Below are 14024 nucleotides of genomic sequence, written 5' to 3' on the forward strand. Positions count from 1 at the left end.
GTACACCGCCCCATCTTCCTCGCCATAGCCCGTCCGAGGTCGTTCCGTCCTGTCGCGTATGCCCGGCCATACGTAGCGCGATGACCCGGAGATCGCCGACAAGCCGCACTCCCCCTGCGCGAACCGCTGACTATGACACACACCAATGTGTGAGCATGCACTCACACCATGGGCGGCGTGAAGGCTGGAAACAGCCGGCTGCACCGATCCGATGCCCAGCATGTGAGGATTGGCTCACGCAACGGTAGGTTCGAGGGCTGAAATCGGCAGATAGCATCTGTCCAACGCCCAGTGTGTGAGGATCCGCTCACGCCACGGCATGTGGAAGTGCCACCATCGGACGACTGCGGCTCCCCGACGGCCTGTGCGTGAAGATCGGCTCACACAGCGAGGAGCGCCGCCGGTTACCAGCGCCAGCAACAGGAGGAAAGCAAGCCGGATGTCTCAAGCCGCGGGCTGCGAAACCGGCGCACAGATGCCACACAGTGCGCAGATACCACAGCACGCATGAACGCGGACAATGAAAACGGGGCCGAACCCATGTGGATTCGACCCCGTGCAATCAGCGTGCAGACGTCAACACGTCACACGAGCGCTGACAGGCTCACTTGGCTTCGTCGGCAGCCTTCTTGGCCTCATCGGCCACGTCGGCTTCCTCGGCCTGCTCGGCGGCCTCGGCATCGGCCGCGTCAGCGGTCTTGTCAAGATCGACGGCTGCGGCATCGGCGGCGGCAACATCATTGCCGGCCTCGTTCGCGGCGACAGCCTGATCGACGGCGTCCTTGGCGGCGCCATCGGCGATCGCGGCGTCAGCGGCGGCGGCGACAGCTTCGCTGTCTTCCTTGGCTGCGGTCTTCGCGGCGGCTTCGGCTTCCTTCACCACGGCCTTCTTGGCGACCGGCTCGGTGACGAGCTCGATGATGGCCTGCGGCGCGGAATCACCACGACGCGGGGCGATCTTGACGATGCGGGTGTAGCCACCCTCGCGCTGCTCCATCTGTTCGGCAATCTCGGTGAAGAGCTTGTGGACAACGGACTTGTCACGGATGACGCGCATCACGCGACGGCGGGAGTGCAGATCACCGCGCTTGGCGAAGGTGATCAGGCGCTCGGCCAGCGGACGCAGACGCTTGGCCTTCGGCAGGGTGGTCTTGATGCTGCCGTTGCGGAACAGGCTGGTCGCCATGTTCGCGAGCATCAGACGCTCATGTGCCGGGCTGGACGCCAGACGCGGGCCTTTCTTCGGTGTTGGCATGTTTACTCCTTATTGTCCCGGACCAGGTGGGCAGATGCCCGAACATCCGGTGTGGGACGGTTGGTCAAAAGTGGCGTCACTCGTCTTCCGGCGAGAAGAAGGTGCCACCTTCGAGGTTGTTGGTATCGAAGCCGCCGAGCGGTGAAGGCTTAAGCGACAGGCCGAGACCTTGCAGCTTCTCCTTGACCTCGTCGATGGACTTCATACCGAAATTGCGGATGTCAAGCAGATCCTGCTCGGTGTGGGACACCAGCTCGCCGATGGTATGGATCCCCTCGCGCTTGAGGCAGTTGTAGCTGCGCTGCGTGAGGTTGAGATCCTCGATCGGGATGGACATCTCGGGGTTGGTCTCCTCGGCAACCGGTGCCGGGCCCACCTCGACGCCCTCAGCCTGGGTGTTGAGCTCACGGCACAGGCCAAAGAGCTCGACCAGGGTTGAGCCGGCGGACGCCACCGCATCGCGAGGACTGATGGCGGGCTTCGTCTCCACGTCCAGGATGAGCTTGTCGAAGTCGGTGCGCTGTTCCACGCGCGTGGCCTCGACCTTGTAGCTCACCTTGAGGACCGGGGAGTAGATGGAATCGACCGGGATACGGCCGATTTCGTCGTTCTCCTGCTTGTTCATCTGAGCGGGCACATAACCACGTCCACGTTCGACAGTGAACTCGATTTCGAGCTCGCCATCGTCCTCGAGTGTGGCGATGTGCAGATCCGGATTAGCGATGGTGACGCCGGCCGGCGGCGTGATATCTCCCGCCGTCGCCTCGCCCTTACCGCTTTTGCGCAGATACATGACCACCGGCTCGTCATACTCGCTGGTCAGCACGATGCCCTTGATGTTGAGCAGGATCTCGGTGACATCCTCGACCACGCCAGGCAGAGTGGTGAACTCATGCAGCGCGCCGGAGATGCGGACCGAAGTCACCGCGGCACCCGGGATGGAGCTGAGCAGCGTGCGGCGCAGAGAGTTGCCGAGCGTATAGCCGAAGCCTGGCTCGAGCGGCTCAATGACGAAGCGCGAGCGCTGTGGATTGAGAGATTCCTCGGTAAGTGTCGGACGCTGTGCGATAAGCACTGTGGTTATCCTTTCAGCTTCTGATCGGTGGTGCACTCACCGGCCATAAGCGGGTTGGATGGGTGGATTGTGAAAGTGCTCAGACGCGACGACGCTTCGGAGGACGAACGCCGTTATGCGCTTGTGGGGTGACGTCGGTGATGGAACCGACCTCGAGTCCGGCGGACTGCAGGGAACGGATGGCGGTCTCACGGCCGGAACCCGGGCCCTTGACGAACACGTCGACCTTCTTGACGCCGTGCTCCATCGCCTTGCGGGCGGCGGACTCGGCGGCCATGCCAGCGGCGTACGGCGTGGACTTGCGGGAGCCCTTGAAGCCGACATCGCCACCGGAAGCCCAGGACACAACTGCCCCGGACGGGTCGGTGATCGAGATGATGGTGTTATTGAAAGTGGACTTGATGTGCGCCTGCCCGACCGGCACCGACTTGCGGTCCCGGCGACGCGGCTTGCGCGCGGCTTGCTTGTTAGCTGCCATTGACCCTCGTTTCCTAGTAACGAACTTGAATGCCCGGACGATGAGTTAGTCCGACTCGTGGCCCGGGTCACACCACCTTACTTGGTGGCCTTCTTCTTTCCGGCGACCGTACGCTTCGGGCCCTTGCGGGTGCGGGCGTTGGTCTTGGTGCGCTGTCCGCGCACAGGAAGTCCCCTACGGTGACGCTGGCCTTGGTAGCAGTTGATCTGGATCTTACGACGGATGTCCGCATCGATTTCACGACGCAGATCGCCTTCGATCTTGTAGTTGGCTTCAAGATAGTCGCGCAGCGTGATGAGCTGCTCATCCGTAAGATCCTTGACGCGGGTATCCGGATTGATTCCGGTCGCGGCAAGCGTTTCCTTCGCACGAGTGCGGCCTACACCGAAGATGTAGGTGAGCGCGATCTCGATGCGCTTCTCATTTGGGATGTCGACTCCGGCAAGACGTGCCATTGCGATTCCTTCACTTTGCGCAGGTCTTACACCGAATCGTCCGGTTGTCCCGGCCCGGGCCTGCGTACCCGGGGTTCAGCTTGCGCTGTGATTCAGTGCCTTTTTGGTTGTGCCGCTGGAAATCTGCTCTCAGCCCTGGCGCTGCTTGTGGCGCGGGTTCGTGCAGATCACCATGACGCGGCCGTGACGACGGATCACGCGGCAGTTTTCGCAGATCCTCTTCACACTAGGGCTGACCTTCATGGTTTTCCTTTGCTTGTACCTTACTTGTAACGGTACGTAATACGTCCGCGGTTGAGATCGTAGGGGCTCATCTCCAGTACGACCCGGTCCTGCGGAAGAATACGGATGTAGTTCTTGCGCATCTTTCCCGAAATCGTTGCCAGCACGATGTGCTTGTTCTCAAGTTCCACGCGAAACATCGCGTTCGGCAGTGCTTCCACTACCTTGCCTTCGACTTCAATCACACCGTCTTTAGCCATAAGCTCTCGTTCCGTTCCTCAGACGAATTACTCTGGGTGTCCGAAGACACACCAACTTGCAATAATACATGAACAGCGGATATTCCGACACTCGGCGTGTTGGAATATCCGCTGTAATCGCATCAGTGCCCGTCTCAGCCGAGCTTGGCGATGATCTCCTTGTTGATGGCTTCGATCTCGCCGACTCCGTTGACGCTGACGAGCTTGCCGCGGCCGCGGTAGATGTCGAGCAGCGGCGCGGTCTCCTTCGCGTAGGTTTCCAGACGCTTGGCGATCGCCTCCGGAGTGTCGTCGGAGCGGCCTTCCTCGGCGGCGCGCTTCTTCATACGCTCAAGGAGGATATCCTGCGCGGCGTCGAGCGCCACGGCGTAGTCAAGCGGGGTGCCGAGCTCTTCGAGCATCTTGTCGAGGGCTTCGACCTGGGCCGCGTTGCGCGGGTAACCGTCGAGGATCCAGCCGTTCTTGGTATCGTCCTTGGCCAGACGGTCCTTGACGATGGAGTTGGTCAGCTCGTCCGGCACCAGCTCGCCCTTGTCGATGTATGCCTGGGCCTGCTTGCCGAGTTCCGTCTGGTTCTTCAGGTTGTACCGGAAGATATCGCCGGTGGAGATGGCGGGGATGTCATAGTGCTTGCTCAGCAGCGCGGCCTGGGTTCCCTTGCCGACGCCCTGCGGTCCCATGATCAGAAGACGCATGGTGTTCCTTTCTTCGATGGCCGCCTTTCATCGCAGCCGATGGTGATGGTGAATGTCATGCGGCGCGCAACGGGCGGCCGCCGCATATCGGCGACCGCCCGTGAACGTCACTTGCCTTCGACGTGGTCGGTGTTTTCGAACAGGAAGCCGGTGTACTGGAACTGTTCGGTCTGGGCCTTCGCCTGACGCAGGGTGTCAAGGCCGACGCCTGCGATGATCAGGATCGTGGTACCGCCGAAGGGCAGACGGTTGTTCAGTTGCATCGCCATGATGAGGACGGTCGGGATCAGGGCGACGAACAGGAGGTAGATGGCGCCTACGGTGTTCAGCCTGTTCATGACGTAGGACAGGTAGCGGCTTGTGGCACTGCCCGCACGGATGCCCGGGATGAACCCGCCGTAATCCTTCATGTTGTCCGCGACCTCGTCCGGATCGAAGGTGATGGACGTGTAGAAGAAGGTGAAGAACACGATCTGAATCGCGTACAGCACGATATACCACACGGTCGTGGTGCTGCCGAGGTTCGTGTTGATCCACTTGACCCAGCTTTGGTTGCTGTTGCCGAACTGGGCGATCAGGGTCGGGATGGACAGGATGGAGGAGGCGAAGATCGGCGGGATGACGCCGCTCATATTGACCTTGAGCGGCAGGTAGGTGGACGATCCGCCGTACATCTTGCGGCCGATCATGCGGCGCGTGTACTGGACGGGGATCCGGCGCTGGGCGAGTTCGACGTACACCACGAAGATCATGATGACCAGAAGCACGCCGACGACGATGCCGAACTTGGTCCAGTCGCCGTTCTTGCCGTTGGTGCCCCAGCCGATCTCCCACAGCTGCGGCAGGAAGCCGGAGCAGATGGACATGAAGATGAGGATAGACATGCCCTGGCCGATGCCCTTGTCGGTGATGAGCTCGGCCATCCACATGATGAAGCCGGTGCCGCCGGTCATGATCAGGACCATGACCACGAGGTTCCACACGGAATCGTTCGGGATGACCTGGGAGCACTGGTAGTTGAACAGGGCGCCGGAGCGGGCGGTCACCAGGATGGTGGTGGACTGCAACACCGCCAGACCGATGGTGAGGTACCGGGTGTACTGGGTCAGTTTCGCCTCGCCGGACTGGCCTTCCTTGTGCAGCGCCTCGAAACGGGGGATGACCACGCGCAGCAGCTGGATGACGATCGACGCGGTGATGTACGGCATGACGCCGAGCGCGAAGATCGACAGCTGCAGCATGGCGCCGCCCGAGAAGAGGTTGACCAGGCCGATGAAGTTCTCGGATACCGTGCTCATCTTGCCGACGCACTGCTGCACGACCTTGACGTCCACACCCGGCGTTGGGATGAACGAGCCGATACGGTAGATGATGATCATACCAAGCACGAAGAGGATCTTGTTCCTCAGCTCCTTGGTTTTGAAGGCCTGGATTAACGTCCTCACCTGGGGTTCCTTCCCTTGTGTCTTGCGCGAGGAAACCACGCAACCGTGCAAATTACACACTCTAAGATTAACAGTGTAGCTTATGCCGTCTACCTGACGCGCGCCCGTGCACGTCCCGATACCGGCATGGGCAGACCCTGTTCAAACAACGTGACCCTCCCCCTGCATGAGGGAGAGGGTCACATGCAATATTCAGACGGTTACCGCCGAGTTCACTCGGAGATGGAACCGCCCGCGGCCTCGATCTTGGCCTTGGCGGAGGCAGAAGCCTTCACGCCCTTGATGGTGAACGCGAGCTTGGTGTCACCATCGCCGAGGATCTTGACCGGGTGGCCGCTGCGGACAGCGCCCTTCTTGACCAGGTCTTCCACAGTGATCTCGCCGCCCTCAGGGAACAGCTCGTTGAGCGCTGCGATGTTGACGACCTGGTATTCCTGCTTGAACGGGCTCTTGAAGCCGCGCAGCTTCGGCAGGCGCATGTACAGCGGCAGCTGTCCGCCTTCGAAGCCAGGACGAACCTGATAACGCTTCTTCGTACCCTTGGCGCCACGGCCAGCGGTCTTGCCCTTGGAACCTTCACCGCGACCAACGCGGATACGGTCCTTCTTGGCGCCCGGAGCCGGGTGCAGATCATGCATCTGCAGGATCTGAGGTTCTTCGTTTGCCATAATCAGTCAGCCTCCTCGACGGTGACCAGGTGGCGCACAGCGTTGACCAGGCCAAGGTTGGCGGGGGTGTCCTCACGCACAACGCTCTGGCCGATCTTGCGCAGGCCCAGGGTCTGCACGGTGGCACGCTGGCGGGGGGTGGTGTTCACCACGCCGTGGATCAGGGTGATCTTGAGGTTAGCCATCACTCACCATCCTTGTTGTCTGCGGCGGCCTGGGCCTGGGCTTCTTCACGAGCCTTGCGGGCCTCGGCGATGCCTTCGGCGCGAGCGCGGAGCAGCGCGTCCGGGGCGACCTCTTCCAAGGTCAGGCCACGGCGGGCGGCGATCTCTTCCGGCTCTTCGAGCTGCTTGAGGGCAGCGACGGTAGCACGCACCACGTTCACCGCGGTTGCGGAGCCCATGGACTTGGTCAGGATGTCGGAGATGCCGGCGCACTCCATGACGGCGCGGACAGCGCCGCCGGCGATAACGCCGGTACCGGGAGCGGCCGGGCGAAGCAGGACCGTGCCGGCCGCGTCATGGCCGATCACCGGGTGGGTGATGGTGCCCTTGACGCGCGGAACAGTGAACATGTGCTTCTTGGCGTCCAGCTGGCCCTTGGCGATAGCAGCCGGGACCTCACGGGACTTGCCGTAGCCGACACCGACGGTGCCGTTGCCGTCGCCGACCACCACGAGAGCGGCGAAGCTGAACGTACGACCGCCCTTGTGGGTCTTGGAGACTCGGTTGATGGTGACGACGCGATCGAGCAGCTCGTCGCCGTGATTGTCCTCACGACGGTTGCGACGCTCGCCGCGACGGCCTTCACCGCGCTGGCCACGACGGGACTTGCGCTCATCGTTGTTCTCTGCAGCAGCCTGAGTGTTCTGAGTTTCTTCAGCCACTTGGGTTTCCTTCTCGTTATCGCTCACAGTGCCAGACCTCCCTCGCGGGCGCCTTCAGCGACAGCTGCGACGCGACCATGGTACTTGTAGCCACCACGGTCGAAGACGACCTGGGTGATACCGGCGTCCTTGGCGCGCTGGGCGACAAGTTCACCGACCTTCTTGGCCGCTTCGGTCTTGGTGCCCTTGAACCCATCGAAATCGTGGGTGAGGGTGGACGCGCTCGCCAGGGTGATGCCCTTGGTGTCGTCCACGATCTGGGCCTCCATGTGGCGGTTGGAACGGGTGACCACCAGGCGCGGACGCTCCGGGGTACCGGAAATGCGCTTGCGCAGGCGGGCGTGACGACGAAGACGGGAGACCTTCTTGCCCTTGCCGAAAATCTTGACGCTCATATCACTTACCAGCCTTTCCAGCCTTGCGCAGGATGTGCTCGTCGCTGTACTTGATGCCCTTGCCCTTGTAGGGTTCCGGGGCACGAAGCTTGCGGATGTTCGCGGCAGCCTGGCCAACGGCCTGCTTGTCGGTGCCCTTGACGATCACCTGGTTGGCGTTCGGCAGTTCGAACTCAATGCCTTCCGGCGGGTCGACGGTGATGGTGTGCGAGTAGCCAAGGGAGAACTCGATGCTCTTGCCCTTGAGCTGCGCGCGGTAACCGGTGCCGACGATATCGAGGGTCTTGGTGTAGCCCTCGTGCACACCCTTGACCATGGAGGCGATGATGGCGCGGGCCAGACCGTGCTTGGCACGGGTCGGGCGCAGGTCATCGGCCGGGGTCAGCAGGATTTCGTTGCCTTCGACCTTGCCGGTGATGCCATCGGGGATGACGAAGGAGTCGGAGCCCTTCGGGCCCTTCGCGGAGAAGTTCTGACCTTCGATCTTCACTTCCACGCCAGCCGGAACGGTGACGGGGAGCTTACCAATATGCGATGCCATGATTCAGCTCTCCTTTCTCACCAAACGTAGGCGACAATCTCGCCGCCAATGCCCCGGTCGAGGCATTCCTTCTGGGTCAGCAGTCCCGAGCTTGTCGAGATGATGGCGACACCGAGGCCACCGAGCGGCATCGGCAGGGAGTCGGACTTCGCGTAGCGACGCATGCCCGGCTTCGAAATACGCTTGATGCCCTGGATGGAACGCTCGCCGTGAGGCCCGTACTTCAGCGTGATCTCGAGGGTCTGGCCGACCTTCGCTTCCTTCGCCGTGAAATCGGCGATGTAGCCTTCGCGCTTGAGGATCTCGGCGATGTTCGCCTTGAACTTGGAGTACGGCATATCCACGGTCTCGTGCTTTGCCGCGCTCGCATTACGCAGACGCGTAAGCATGTCTGCGATCGGATCTGTCATTGTCATGTGGGCTAACGCCCTTTCTCGCCGTGGTTTCCGCCGCCCTCCCGGGTGCCCGTAGGCACCCGGTCAGGCCGCGGACCTTCAGCGTCGATGTTTACCAACTGGACTTCGTAACTCCGGGCAGCTCGCCACGGTGAGCCTTCTCGCGAAGGCAGATGCGGCACAGGCCGAACTTGCGGTACACGGAGTGGGGACGACCACAAACCTGGCAACGCGTGTAGGCGCGCACCTTGAACTTCGGCTTGGCGGCCGCCTTGTTCTTCAGAGCGGTTTTTGCCATTTCAGTTCTCCTTGAAGGGGAAACCGAGGTGCTTGAGCAGCACGCGGGCTTCCTTGTCGTCCTTGGTGTTCGTCACCACGGTGATATCCATGCCGCGGACGTGGTCGATGGAATCCGGATCGATCTCATGGAACATGGACTGCTCGGTGAGACCGAAGTTGTAGTTGCCCTGGCCGTCGAACTGGTCGCCGTTGATACCGCGGAAATCGCGGATGCGCGGCAGCGCAGTCGTGAGAAGACGGTCGAGGAACTCCCACATGCGGTCGCCACGGAGCGTGACGAACGCGCCGATGGCCTGGCCCTCACGCAGATGGAACTGCGCGACGGACTTCTTCGCGTGGGTGATCTTGGGCTTCTGGCCGGTGATCGCCGTCAGGTCCTTCACGGCGCCTTCGATGAGCTTGGAGTCGCGGGCAGCGGCACCGACGCCCATGGAGACGACGACCTTCTGCAGACGCGCGACCTGCATCGGGTTGGAATACTTGAATTCCTTCTCGAGCTCAGGCACGATCTGGTCGAAGTACTTCTGCTTCAAGCGCGGAGTTGCCGGCGCTTCGACAGTGGTATCGGTCATGCCAGCTCCTTTCCGGACTTCTTGGCGACACGCACGCGCACGGTCTTCACCTTGCCGTCACGGGCCTCCTGCTTAACGATCACGCCGACGCGGGTCGGCTGCTTGGTCTCCGGGTCGATCAGCATCACGTTGGAGCGATGGATCGGCGCCTCGACGGCCACGATGCCGGCCTGCTGGCCCTGCTGGGTGGCGCGCACGTGCTTCTTGACGATCTGCACACCCTCGACGATCAGACGATCGTTGGGCAGCACCCGCAAGACCTTGCCTTCCTTGCCGCGATCCTTGCCGCGGATGACCTTGACCTGGTCGCCGCTCTTGATCTTGGCTACCATTCAGATCACCTCCGGAGCGAGGGACACGATCTTCATGAAGCGCTTGTCGCGCAGTTCACGACCGACCGGTCCGAAGATACGAGTGCCCTTGGGCTCACGGCCGGAACCGAGGAGCACAGCGGCGTTCTCGTCGAACTTGATGTAGGAACCATCCACACGGCGATGTTCCTTGACGGTGCGGACGACGACGGCCTTGACCACATCGCCCTTCTTGACCGACCCGCCAGGAATGGCGTCCTTGACGGTGGCGACGATGATGTCGCCGATGCCGGCATAGCGTCGCTTCGATCCGCCGAGCACTCGGATGGCCAGGATCTCCTTGGCACCCGTGTTGTCGGCGACATGAAGCCGCGTTTCCTGCTGAATCATTGATTCTCCTTAGCCGAGCTGGTTCTCCCCGAGCACCCTTGCGGGTGATCGCGGAGCCTTGCCGAACTTGTTACTTGGCGCGCTCGATAATGGTATCGAGACGCCAACGCTTGGTCTTGCTCAGAGGCCGAGTCTCCATAATACTCACGAGGTCGCCAACGTGGGCTTCGTTGTGTTCATCATGGGCCTTGACCTTACGGGTGGAGCGCACGACCTTGCCGTACAGGGGGTGGGTCGAACGCTGCTCGAGCTCGACGGTGATCGTCTTGTCCATGGCGTCGGACACGACGTAACCGCGACGAACCTTGCGGAAGTTGCGCTCTTGCTTTTCAGCCATGCTTACTTCTCCTCAGCTTTCGTATCCGCAGCCTCGGGCTCCTTGGTGATGCCCAGCTCACGTTCACGCAGGACAGTGTACATCCTGGCGATGTCGCGCTTGACAGCCTTGAGGCGCGCGGTGTTTTCGAGCTGACCGGTTGCGTGCTGGAAGCGCAAGTTGAACAGCTCTTCCTTGGACTTCTTGAGGAAGCCCTCAATCTCCGCATTGGTCTTCTCGTTGAGATTCTTGATGGAATAGTCTGCAGTTCCGACTGACATCAGATGTCACCGCCTTCACGCGCGATAATACGGCACTTCATGGGGAGCTTGTCGATGGCGCGGCGCAGGGCCTCGTGAGCGACATCCTCCGAGACACCGCCGATCTCGAACATGACTCGACCGGGATGGATATCGGCGATCCAGAACTCAGGGGCGCCCTTACCGGAACCCATTCGGGCACCGAGCGGGTGCTTGGTCAGCGGGCGATCCGGGAAGATCGTGATCCACACGCGGCCGCCACGCTTGATGTAACGGGTCATGGCGATACGCGCGGCTTCGATCTGACGGTTCGTCACATAAGCCGGGGCAAGCGCCTGGATACCGTAATCGCCGAAAGCGATCTCGTTGCCGCCCTTGGACATGCCATGGCGGTCCGGACGATGCTGCTTGCGGTATTTAACTCTCTTTGGGATAAGCATTCCAGCTCACTCCTTCGTTTCCGTTGCGGCAGGAGCCTCAGCCTCAGCTGCAGCCGGGGCCGCCTGGGCGGCTTCGGTCGCGGGCTTGGACTGGGCGGAACGCTGACCACCACGGCGCGGGCGGCGATCGCCGCGACGGCCCGGACGGCTGTTGTTCTGCTGAGCCTGCTGCTCTTCGAACTGAGTCTCAGTCATATCGCCCTTGTAGATCCACACCTTCACGCCGATACGGCCGTAGGTGGTGCGGGCTTCGAAGAAGCCGTAATCGATGAGGGCGCGGAGAGTCTGCAGCGGAACGCGACCCTCGCGATAGAACTCGGAACGGCTCATTTCCGCACCGCCGAGGCGGCCGGAGAGCTTGATGCGGATACCCTTGGCGCCGGCACGCATCGCGTCCTGCTCCGCCTTGCGCATGGCGCGACGGAAGGTGACGCGGTTGGTCAGCTGCTCGGCGATGCTCTGGGCGACCAGCTGGGCGTCCAGAGCGGCGTTCTTCACTTCGAAGATGTTGAGCTGGACCTGCTTGCCGGTGAGCTTCTCGAGCTTGGCGCGCACGCGCTCGGCCTCGGCGCCGCGGCGGCCGATCACGATGCCCGGGCGGGCGGTGTGGATGTCCACACGCACGCGGTCGCGGGTGCGCTCGATGACGATGCGGGACACGCCCGCACGCTCGAGATCCTTGCTCAGCGTCTTGCGGATCTTGTCATCCTCAAGCACGAAGTCGCGGTAACGCTCGCCAACCTTGTTGGAATCGGAGAACCACTTGGAACGATGGTTCTCAGTGATGCCCAGGCGATAGCCAAAGGGATTGATCTTCTGACCCATCTTTAGCGGGCTCCTTCCTTGCTAGCGACAACGACCGTGATATGGCTGGTGCGCTTGTTGATACGAGCGGCACGGCCCTGGGCACGGGCGCGGAAACGCTTGAGCGTCACGCCTTCGTCCACATAGGTCTCCTTGATGTACAGGTCGTTCTCGCGGAACGGCTCGCCGGCCTTGTCGGCCTTCACGCGGGCGTTGGCGATAGCGCTCTCCAGGGTCTTGCGCACGGGAAGTGCTGCAGACTGAGGAGCGAACTTGAGAATGGTGATGGCGTCGGTCGCACGCTTGCCTCGGATGAGGTCGACCATGCGGCGAGCCTTGCGCGGCGTCACGCGGACGTGACGAGCGATTGCTTTAGCTTCCATGTGTCTTGTCTCCTCTTTAGCGGCGTGCCTTCTTGTCGTCCTTCACATGACCCTTGAAGGTCTTGGTCGGGGCGAACTCGCCGAGCTTGTGGCCAACCATTGCCTCGGTGACGAACACCGGCACATGCTTGCGGCCGTCATGGACGGCGAAGGTGTGACCGATGAAGTCCGGGGTGATCATCGAACGGCGCGACCAGGTCTTGATGACGTTGTGCGTGCCCTTCTCGTTCTGCTCGTCGACTTTCTTCTGCAAGTGGGCGTCGACGAATGGGCCCTTCTTGATGCTACGAGTCATCTACTCGACACTCCCTTACTTGCGGTTCTTGCCATTCGGACGACGACGAACAATCATCTTGTTCGAAGCCTTCTTCGGACGGCGAGTACGAACTTCGCCCTTGCCCCACGGGGACACCGGCGGCTTGCCGCCACGGGTACGACCGCCGTGCGGGTGGTCGACCGGGTTCATGGATTCACCACGGGTGATCGGGCGCTTGCCCATCCAACGTGCACGACCGGCCTTGCCGAGCTGGATGTTGGCGTGATCGGCATTGCCGACCTCACCGACGGTGGCGCGGCAGCGGGCGTCCACGTTGCGGATTTCGCCGGACGGCATACGCAGCTGGGCGTAGGCGCCATCCTTGGCGACGAGCTGAACGGCGGCACCGGCGGAACGCGCGATCTTGGCGCCGCCCAGCGGACGGAGCTCGATGGCGTGCACGATGGTACCGGTCGGGATGTTGCGCAGCGGCAGGTTGTTGCCGGGCTTGATATCGGCGTTCTCGCCGGTCTCAATGGTGTCGCCCTGCTTGACGCCTTCCGGAGCGATGATGTAGCGCTTCTCACCATCGGCATAGTGCAGCAGCGCGATGCGGGCCGAACGGTTCGGGTCGTACTCGATGTGAGCGACCTTGGCCGGCACGCCGTCCTTGTCCCAACGCTTGAAGTCGATGAGACGGTACTGGCGCTTGTGGCCGCCGCCGCGATGGCGGGAGGTCATACGGCCGTAAGAGTTACGACCGCCGGTCTTGGTGAGCTTGCGGACCAGCGACTTCTCAGGCGTGGAGCGCGTGACGTCGGAGAAGTCCGACACGGACGCGTTGCGACGGCCTGCAGTCGTCGGCTTATAAACGCGGATAGCCATAATGTAGTTCTTCCTTTGACTTTGTCGGCTAACCTTCAGTTACCGAAGATGTCGATCGTCTGGCCCTCGGCCACGGTCACGATTGCGCGCTTCTGATTGACGCGCTGACCGAAACCTGTGCGGGTGCGCTTGCGCTTGCCTGCACGGTTGAGGGTGTTGACATTCGTCACCTTGACATTGAAGATCTCTTCGATGGCCTGCTTGATCTGCACCTTGTTCGCGCTCGGCGCCACAACGAAGGTGTAGCGGCCGCGGTCGGACTCGGCGTAGCTCTTCTCAGAGACGACAGGCTTGAGGATGATGTCGTGTGCTGGCTTGTGAATTGCGACCATGTGGA

General features: G+C 61.8%; 26 protein-coding genes. All 26 read right to left on the reverse strand.

The genetic code is table 11. The features are described 5' to 3' along the window. Window positions 1-604: 604 nt before the first annotated feature. Window positions 605-1255, reverse strand: a complete 651-nt coding sequence (gene rplQ, locus WD012_RS01485) for a 50S ribosomal protein L17 (RefSeq protein WP_339562029.1) — start codon at window positions 1253-1255, stop codon at window positions 605-607. A gap of 76 nt (window positions 1256-1331) precedes the next feature. Next, a complete protein-coding gene (locus WD012_RS01490) occupies window positions 1332-2330 on the reverse strand; it encodes a DNA-directed RNA polymerase subunit alpha (protein ID WP_339562030.1) in 999 nt (332 codons plus the stop codon). Between the two features lie 79 nt (window positions 2331-2409). Continuing rightward, window positions 2410-2808, reverse strand: a complete 399-nt coding sequence (rpsK, locus tag WD012_RS01495) for a 30S ribosomal protein S11 (protein WP_015450949.1) — start codon at window positions 2806-2808, stop codon at window positions 2410-2412. 77 nt (window positions 2809-2885) lie between these two features. Continuing rightward, window positions 2886-3263 (reverse strand): 30S ribosomal protein S13, encoded by a 378-nt coding sequence (rpsM, locus tag WD012_RS01500; protein ID WP_015450950.1) that lies wholly within the window; start codon window positions 3261-3263, stop codon window positions 2886-2888. 129 nt (window positions 3264-3392) lie between these two features. Next, the gene (gene rpmJ, locus WD012_RS01505) at window positions 3393-3506 is read right to left on the reverse strand and encodes a 50S ribosomal protein L36 (RefSeq protein WP_003814578.1); all 114 of its coding nucleotides are present in this window, start codon (window positions 3504-3506) and stop codon (window positions 3393-3395) included. A 20-nt stretch (window positions 3507-3526) separates the two neighbouring features. Then, window positions 3527-3745: a translation initiation factor IF-1 gene (infA, locus tag WD012_RS01510; RefSeq protein WP_015450951.1), complete on the reverse strand. Its 219-nt coding sequence runs from the start codon at window positions 3743-3745 to the stop codon at window positions 3527-3529. Window positions 3746-3879: 134 nt separating this feature from the next. Then, window positions 3880-4440 carry an adenylate kinase gene (locus WD012_RS01515; protein WP_339562031.1) on the reverse strand — a complete coding sequence of 187 codons (561 nt, stop codon included), beginning with the start codon at window positions 4438-4440 and terminating at the stop codon, window positions 3880-3882. A 107-nt stretch (window positions 4441-4547) separates the two neighbouring features. Then, window positions 4548-5885, reverse strand: a complete 1338-nt coding sequence (gene secY / locus WD012_RS01520; protein ID WP_339562032.1) for a preprotein translocase subunit SecY — start codon at window positions 5883-5885, stop codon at window positions 4548-4550. A 212-nt stretch (window positions 5886-6097) separates the two neighbouring features. After that, window positions 6098-6553, reverse strand: coding sequence for a 50S ribosomal protein L15 (gene rplO / locus WD012_RS01525; RefSeq protein ID WP_339562033.1), 456 nt, complete (start codon window positions 6551-6553; stop codon window positions 6098-6100). 2 nt (window positions 6554-6555) lie between these two features. Next, complete coding sequence (rpmD, locus tag WD012_RS01530) at window positions 6556-6738, reverse strand: 50S ribosomal protein L30 (RefSeq protein ID WP_339562034.1); 183 nt, start codon at window positions 6736-6738, stop codon at window positions 6556-6558. Continuing rightward, complete coding sequence (rpsE, locus tag WD012_RS01535) at window positions 6738-7466, reverse strand: 30S ribosomal protein S5 (RefSeq protein ID WP_339562035.1); 729 nt, start codon at window positions 7464-7466, stop codon at window positions 6738-6740. The genes rpmD and rpsE overlap by 1 nt, the downstream gene beginning before the upstream one ends. After that, window positions 7463-7834, reverse strand: coding sequence for a 50S ribosomal protein L18 (gene rplR, locus WD012_RS01540; RefSeq protein WP_339562036.1), 372 nt, complete (start codon window positions 7832-7834; stop codon window positions 7463-7465). The genes rpsE and rplR overlap by 4 nt, the downstream gene beginning before the upstream one ends. Before the next feature lies 1 nt (window position 7835). Next, complete coding sequence (rplF, locus tag WD012_RS01545; protein WP_339562037.1) at window positions 7836-8375, reverse strand: 50S ribosomal protein L6; 540 nt, start codon at window positions 8373-8375, stop codon at window positions 7836-7838. 17 nt (window positions 8376-8392) lie between these two features. After that, entirely contained in the window at window positions 8393-8791 is a 399-nt protein-coding gene (gene rpsH / locus WD012_RS01550; RefSeq protein WP_026502395.1) for a 30S ribosomal protein S8, read from the reverse strand. Window positions 8792-8882: 91 nt separating this feature from the next. After that, window positions 8883-9068, reverse strand: a complete 186-nt coding sequence (locus WD012_RS01555) for a type Z 30S ribosomal protein S14 (RefSeq protein WP_003808046.1) — start codon at window positions 9066-9068, stop codon at window positions 8883-8885. A 1-nt stretch (window position 9069) separates the two neighbouring features. Beyond that, the gene (gene rplE, locus WD012_RS01560) at window positions 9070-9642 is read right to left on the reverse strand and encodes a 50S ribosomal protein L5 (RefSeq protein ID WP_339562038.1); all 573 of its coding nucleotides are present in this window, start codon (window positions 9640-9642) and stop codon (window positions 9070-9072) included. Beyond that, complete coding sequence (gene rplX / locus WD012_RS01565) at window positions 9639-9974, reverse strand: 50S ribosomal protein L24 (RefSeq protein ID WP_339562039.1); 336 nt, start codon at window positions 9972-9974, stop codon at window positions 9639-9641. The genes rplE and rplX overlap by 4 nt, the downstream gene beginning before the upstream one ends. Beyond that, entirely contained in the window at window positions 9975-10343 is a 369-nt protein-coding gene (gene rplN / locus WD012_RS01570) for a 50S ribosomal protein L14 (RefSeq protein ID WP_339562040.1), read from the reverse strand. A gap of 70 nt (window positions 10344-10413) precedes the next feature. Next, complete coding sequence (gene rpsQ / locus WD012_RS01575) at window positions 10414-10680, reverse strand: 30S ribosomal protein S17 (RefSeq protein ID WP_339562041.1); 267 nt, start codon at window positions 10678-10680, stop codon at window positions 10414-10416. A gap of 2 nt (window positions 10681-10682) precedes the next feature. Continuing rightward, window positions 10683-10940: a 50S ribosomal protein L29 gene (gene rpmC / locus WD012_RS01580; protein ID WP_339562042.1), complete on the reverse strand. Its 258-nt coding sequence runs from the start codon at window positions 10938-10940 to the stop codon at window positions 10683-10685. Next, window positions 10940-11359 carry a 50S ribosomal protein L16 gene (rplP, locus tag WD012_RS01585; RefSeq protein WP_015450965.1) on the reverse strand — a complete coding sequence of 140 codons (420 nt, stop codon included), beginning with the start codon at window positions 11357-11359 and terminating at the stop codon, window positions 10940-10942. Before rplP ends, rpmC begins: the two co-directional genes overlap by 1 nt. Window positions 11360-11365: 6 nt before the next feature. Next, window positions 11366-12184: a 30S ribosomal protein S3 gene (gene rpsC, locus WD012_RS01590; RefSeq protein ID WP_339562043.1), complete on the reverse strand. Its 819-nt coding sequence runs from the start codon at window positions 12182-12184 to the stop codon at window positions 11366-11368. A gap of 2 nt (window positions 12185-12186) precedes the next feature. Then, the gene (gene rplV, locus WD012_RS01595) at window positions 12187-12546 is read right to left on the reverse strand and encodes a 50S ribosomal protein L22 (protein WP_339562044.1); all 360 of its coding nucleotides are present in this window, start codon (window positions 12544-12546) and stop codon (window positions 12187-12189) included. Between the two features lie 16 nt (window positions 12547-12562). Continuing rightward, window positions 12563-12841 (reverse strand): 30S ribosomal protein S19, encoded by a 279-nt coding sequence (rpsS, locus tag WD012_RS01600; RefSeq protein ID WP_015450968.1) that lies wholly within the window; start codon window positions 12839-12841, stop codon window positions 12563-12565. Window positions 12842-12856: 15 nt separating this feature from the next. After that, a complete protein-coding gene (gene rplB / locus WD012_RS01605) occupies window positions 12857-13687 on the reverse strand; it encodes a 50S ribosomal protein L2 (RefSeq protein WP_339562045.1) in 831 nt (276 codons plus the stop codon). A 35-nt stretch (window positions 13688-13722) separates the two neighbouring features. Beyond that, the gene (gene rplW / locus WD012_RS01610; protein WP_026502402.1) at window positions 13723-14019 is read right to left on the reverse strand and encodes a 50S ribosomal protein L23; all 297 of its coding nucleotides are present in this window, start codon (window positions 14017-14019) and stop codon (window positions 13723-13725) included. Between the last annotated feature and the right edge of the window lie 5 nt (window positions 14020-14024).

Origin of the sequence: Bifidobacterium thermophilum, assembly GCF_037482445.1 — a bacterium.
GTDB lineage: Bacteria > Actinomycetota > Actinomycetes > Actinomycetales > Bifidobacteriaceae > Bifidobacterium > Bifidobacterium thermophilum_B.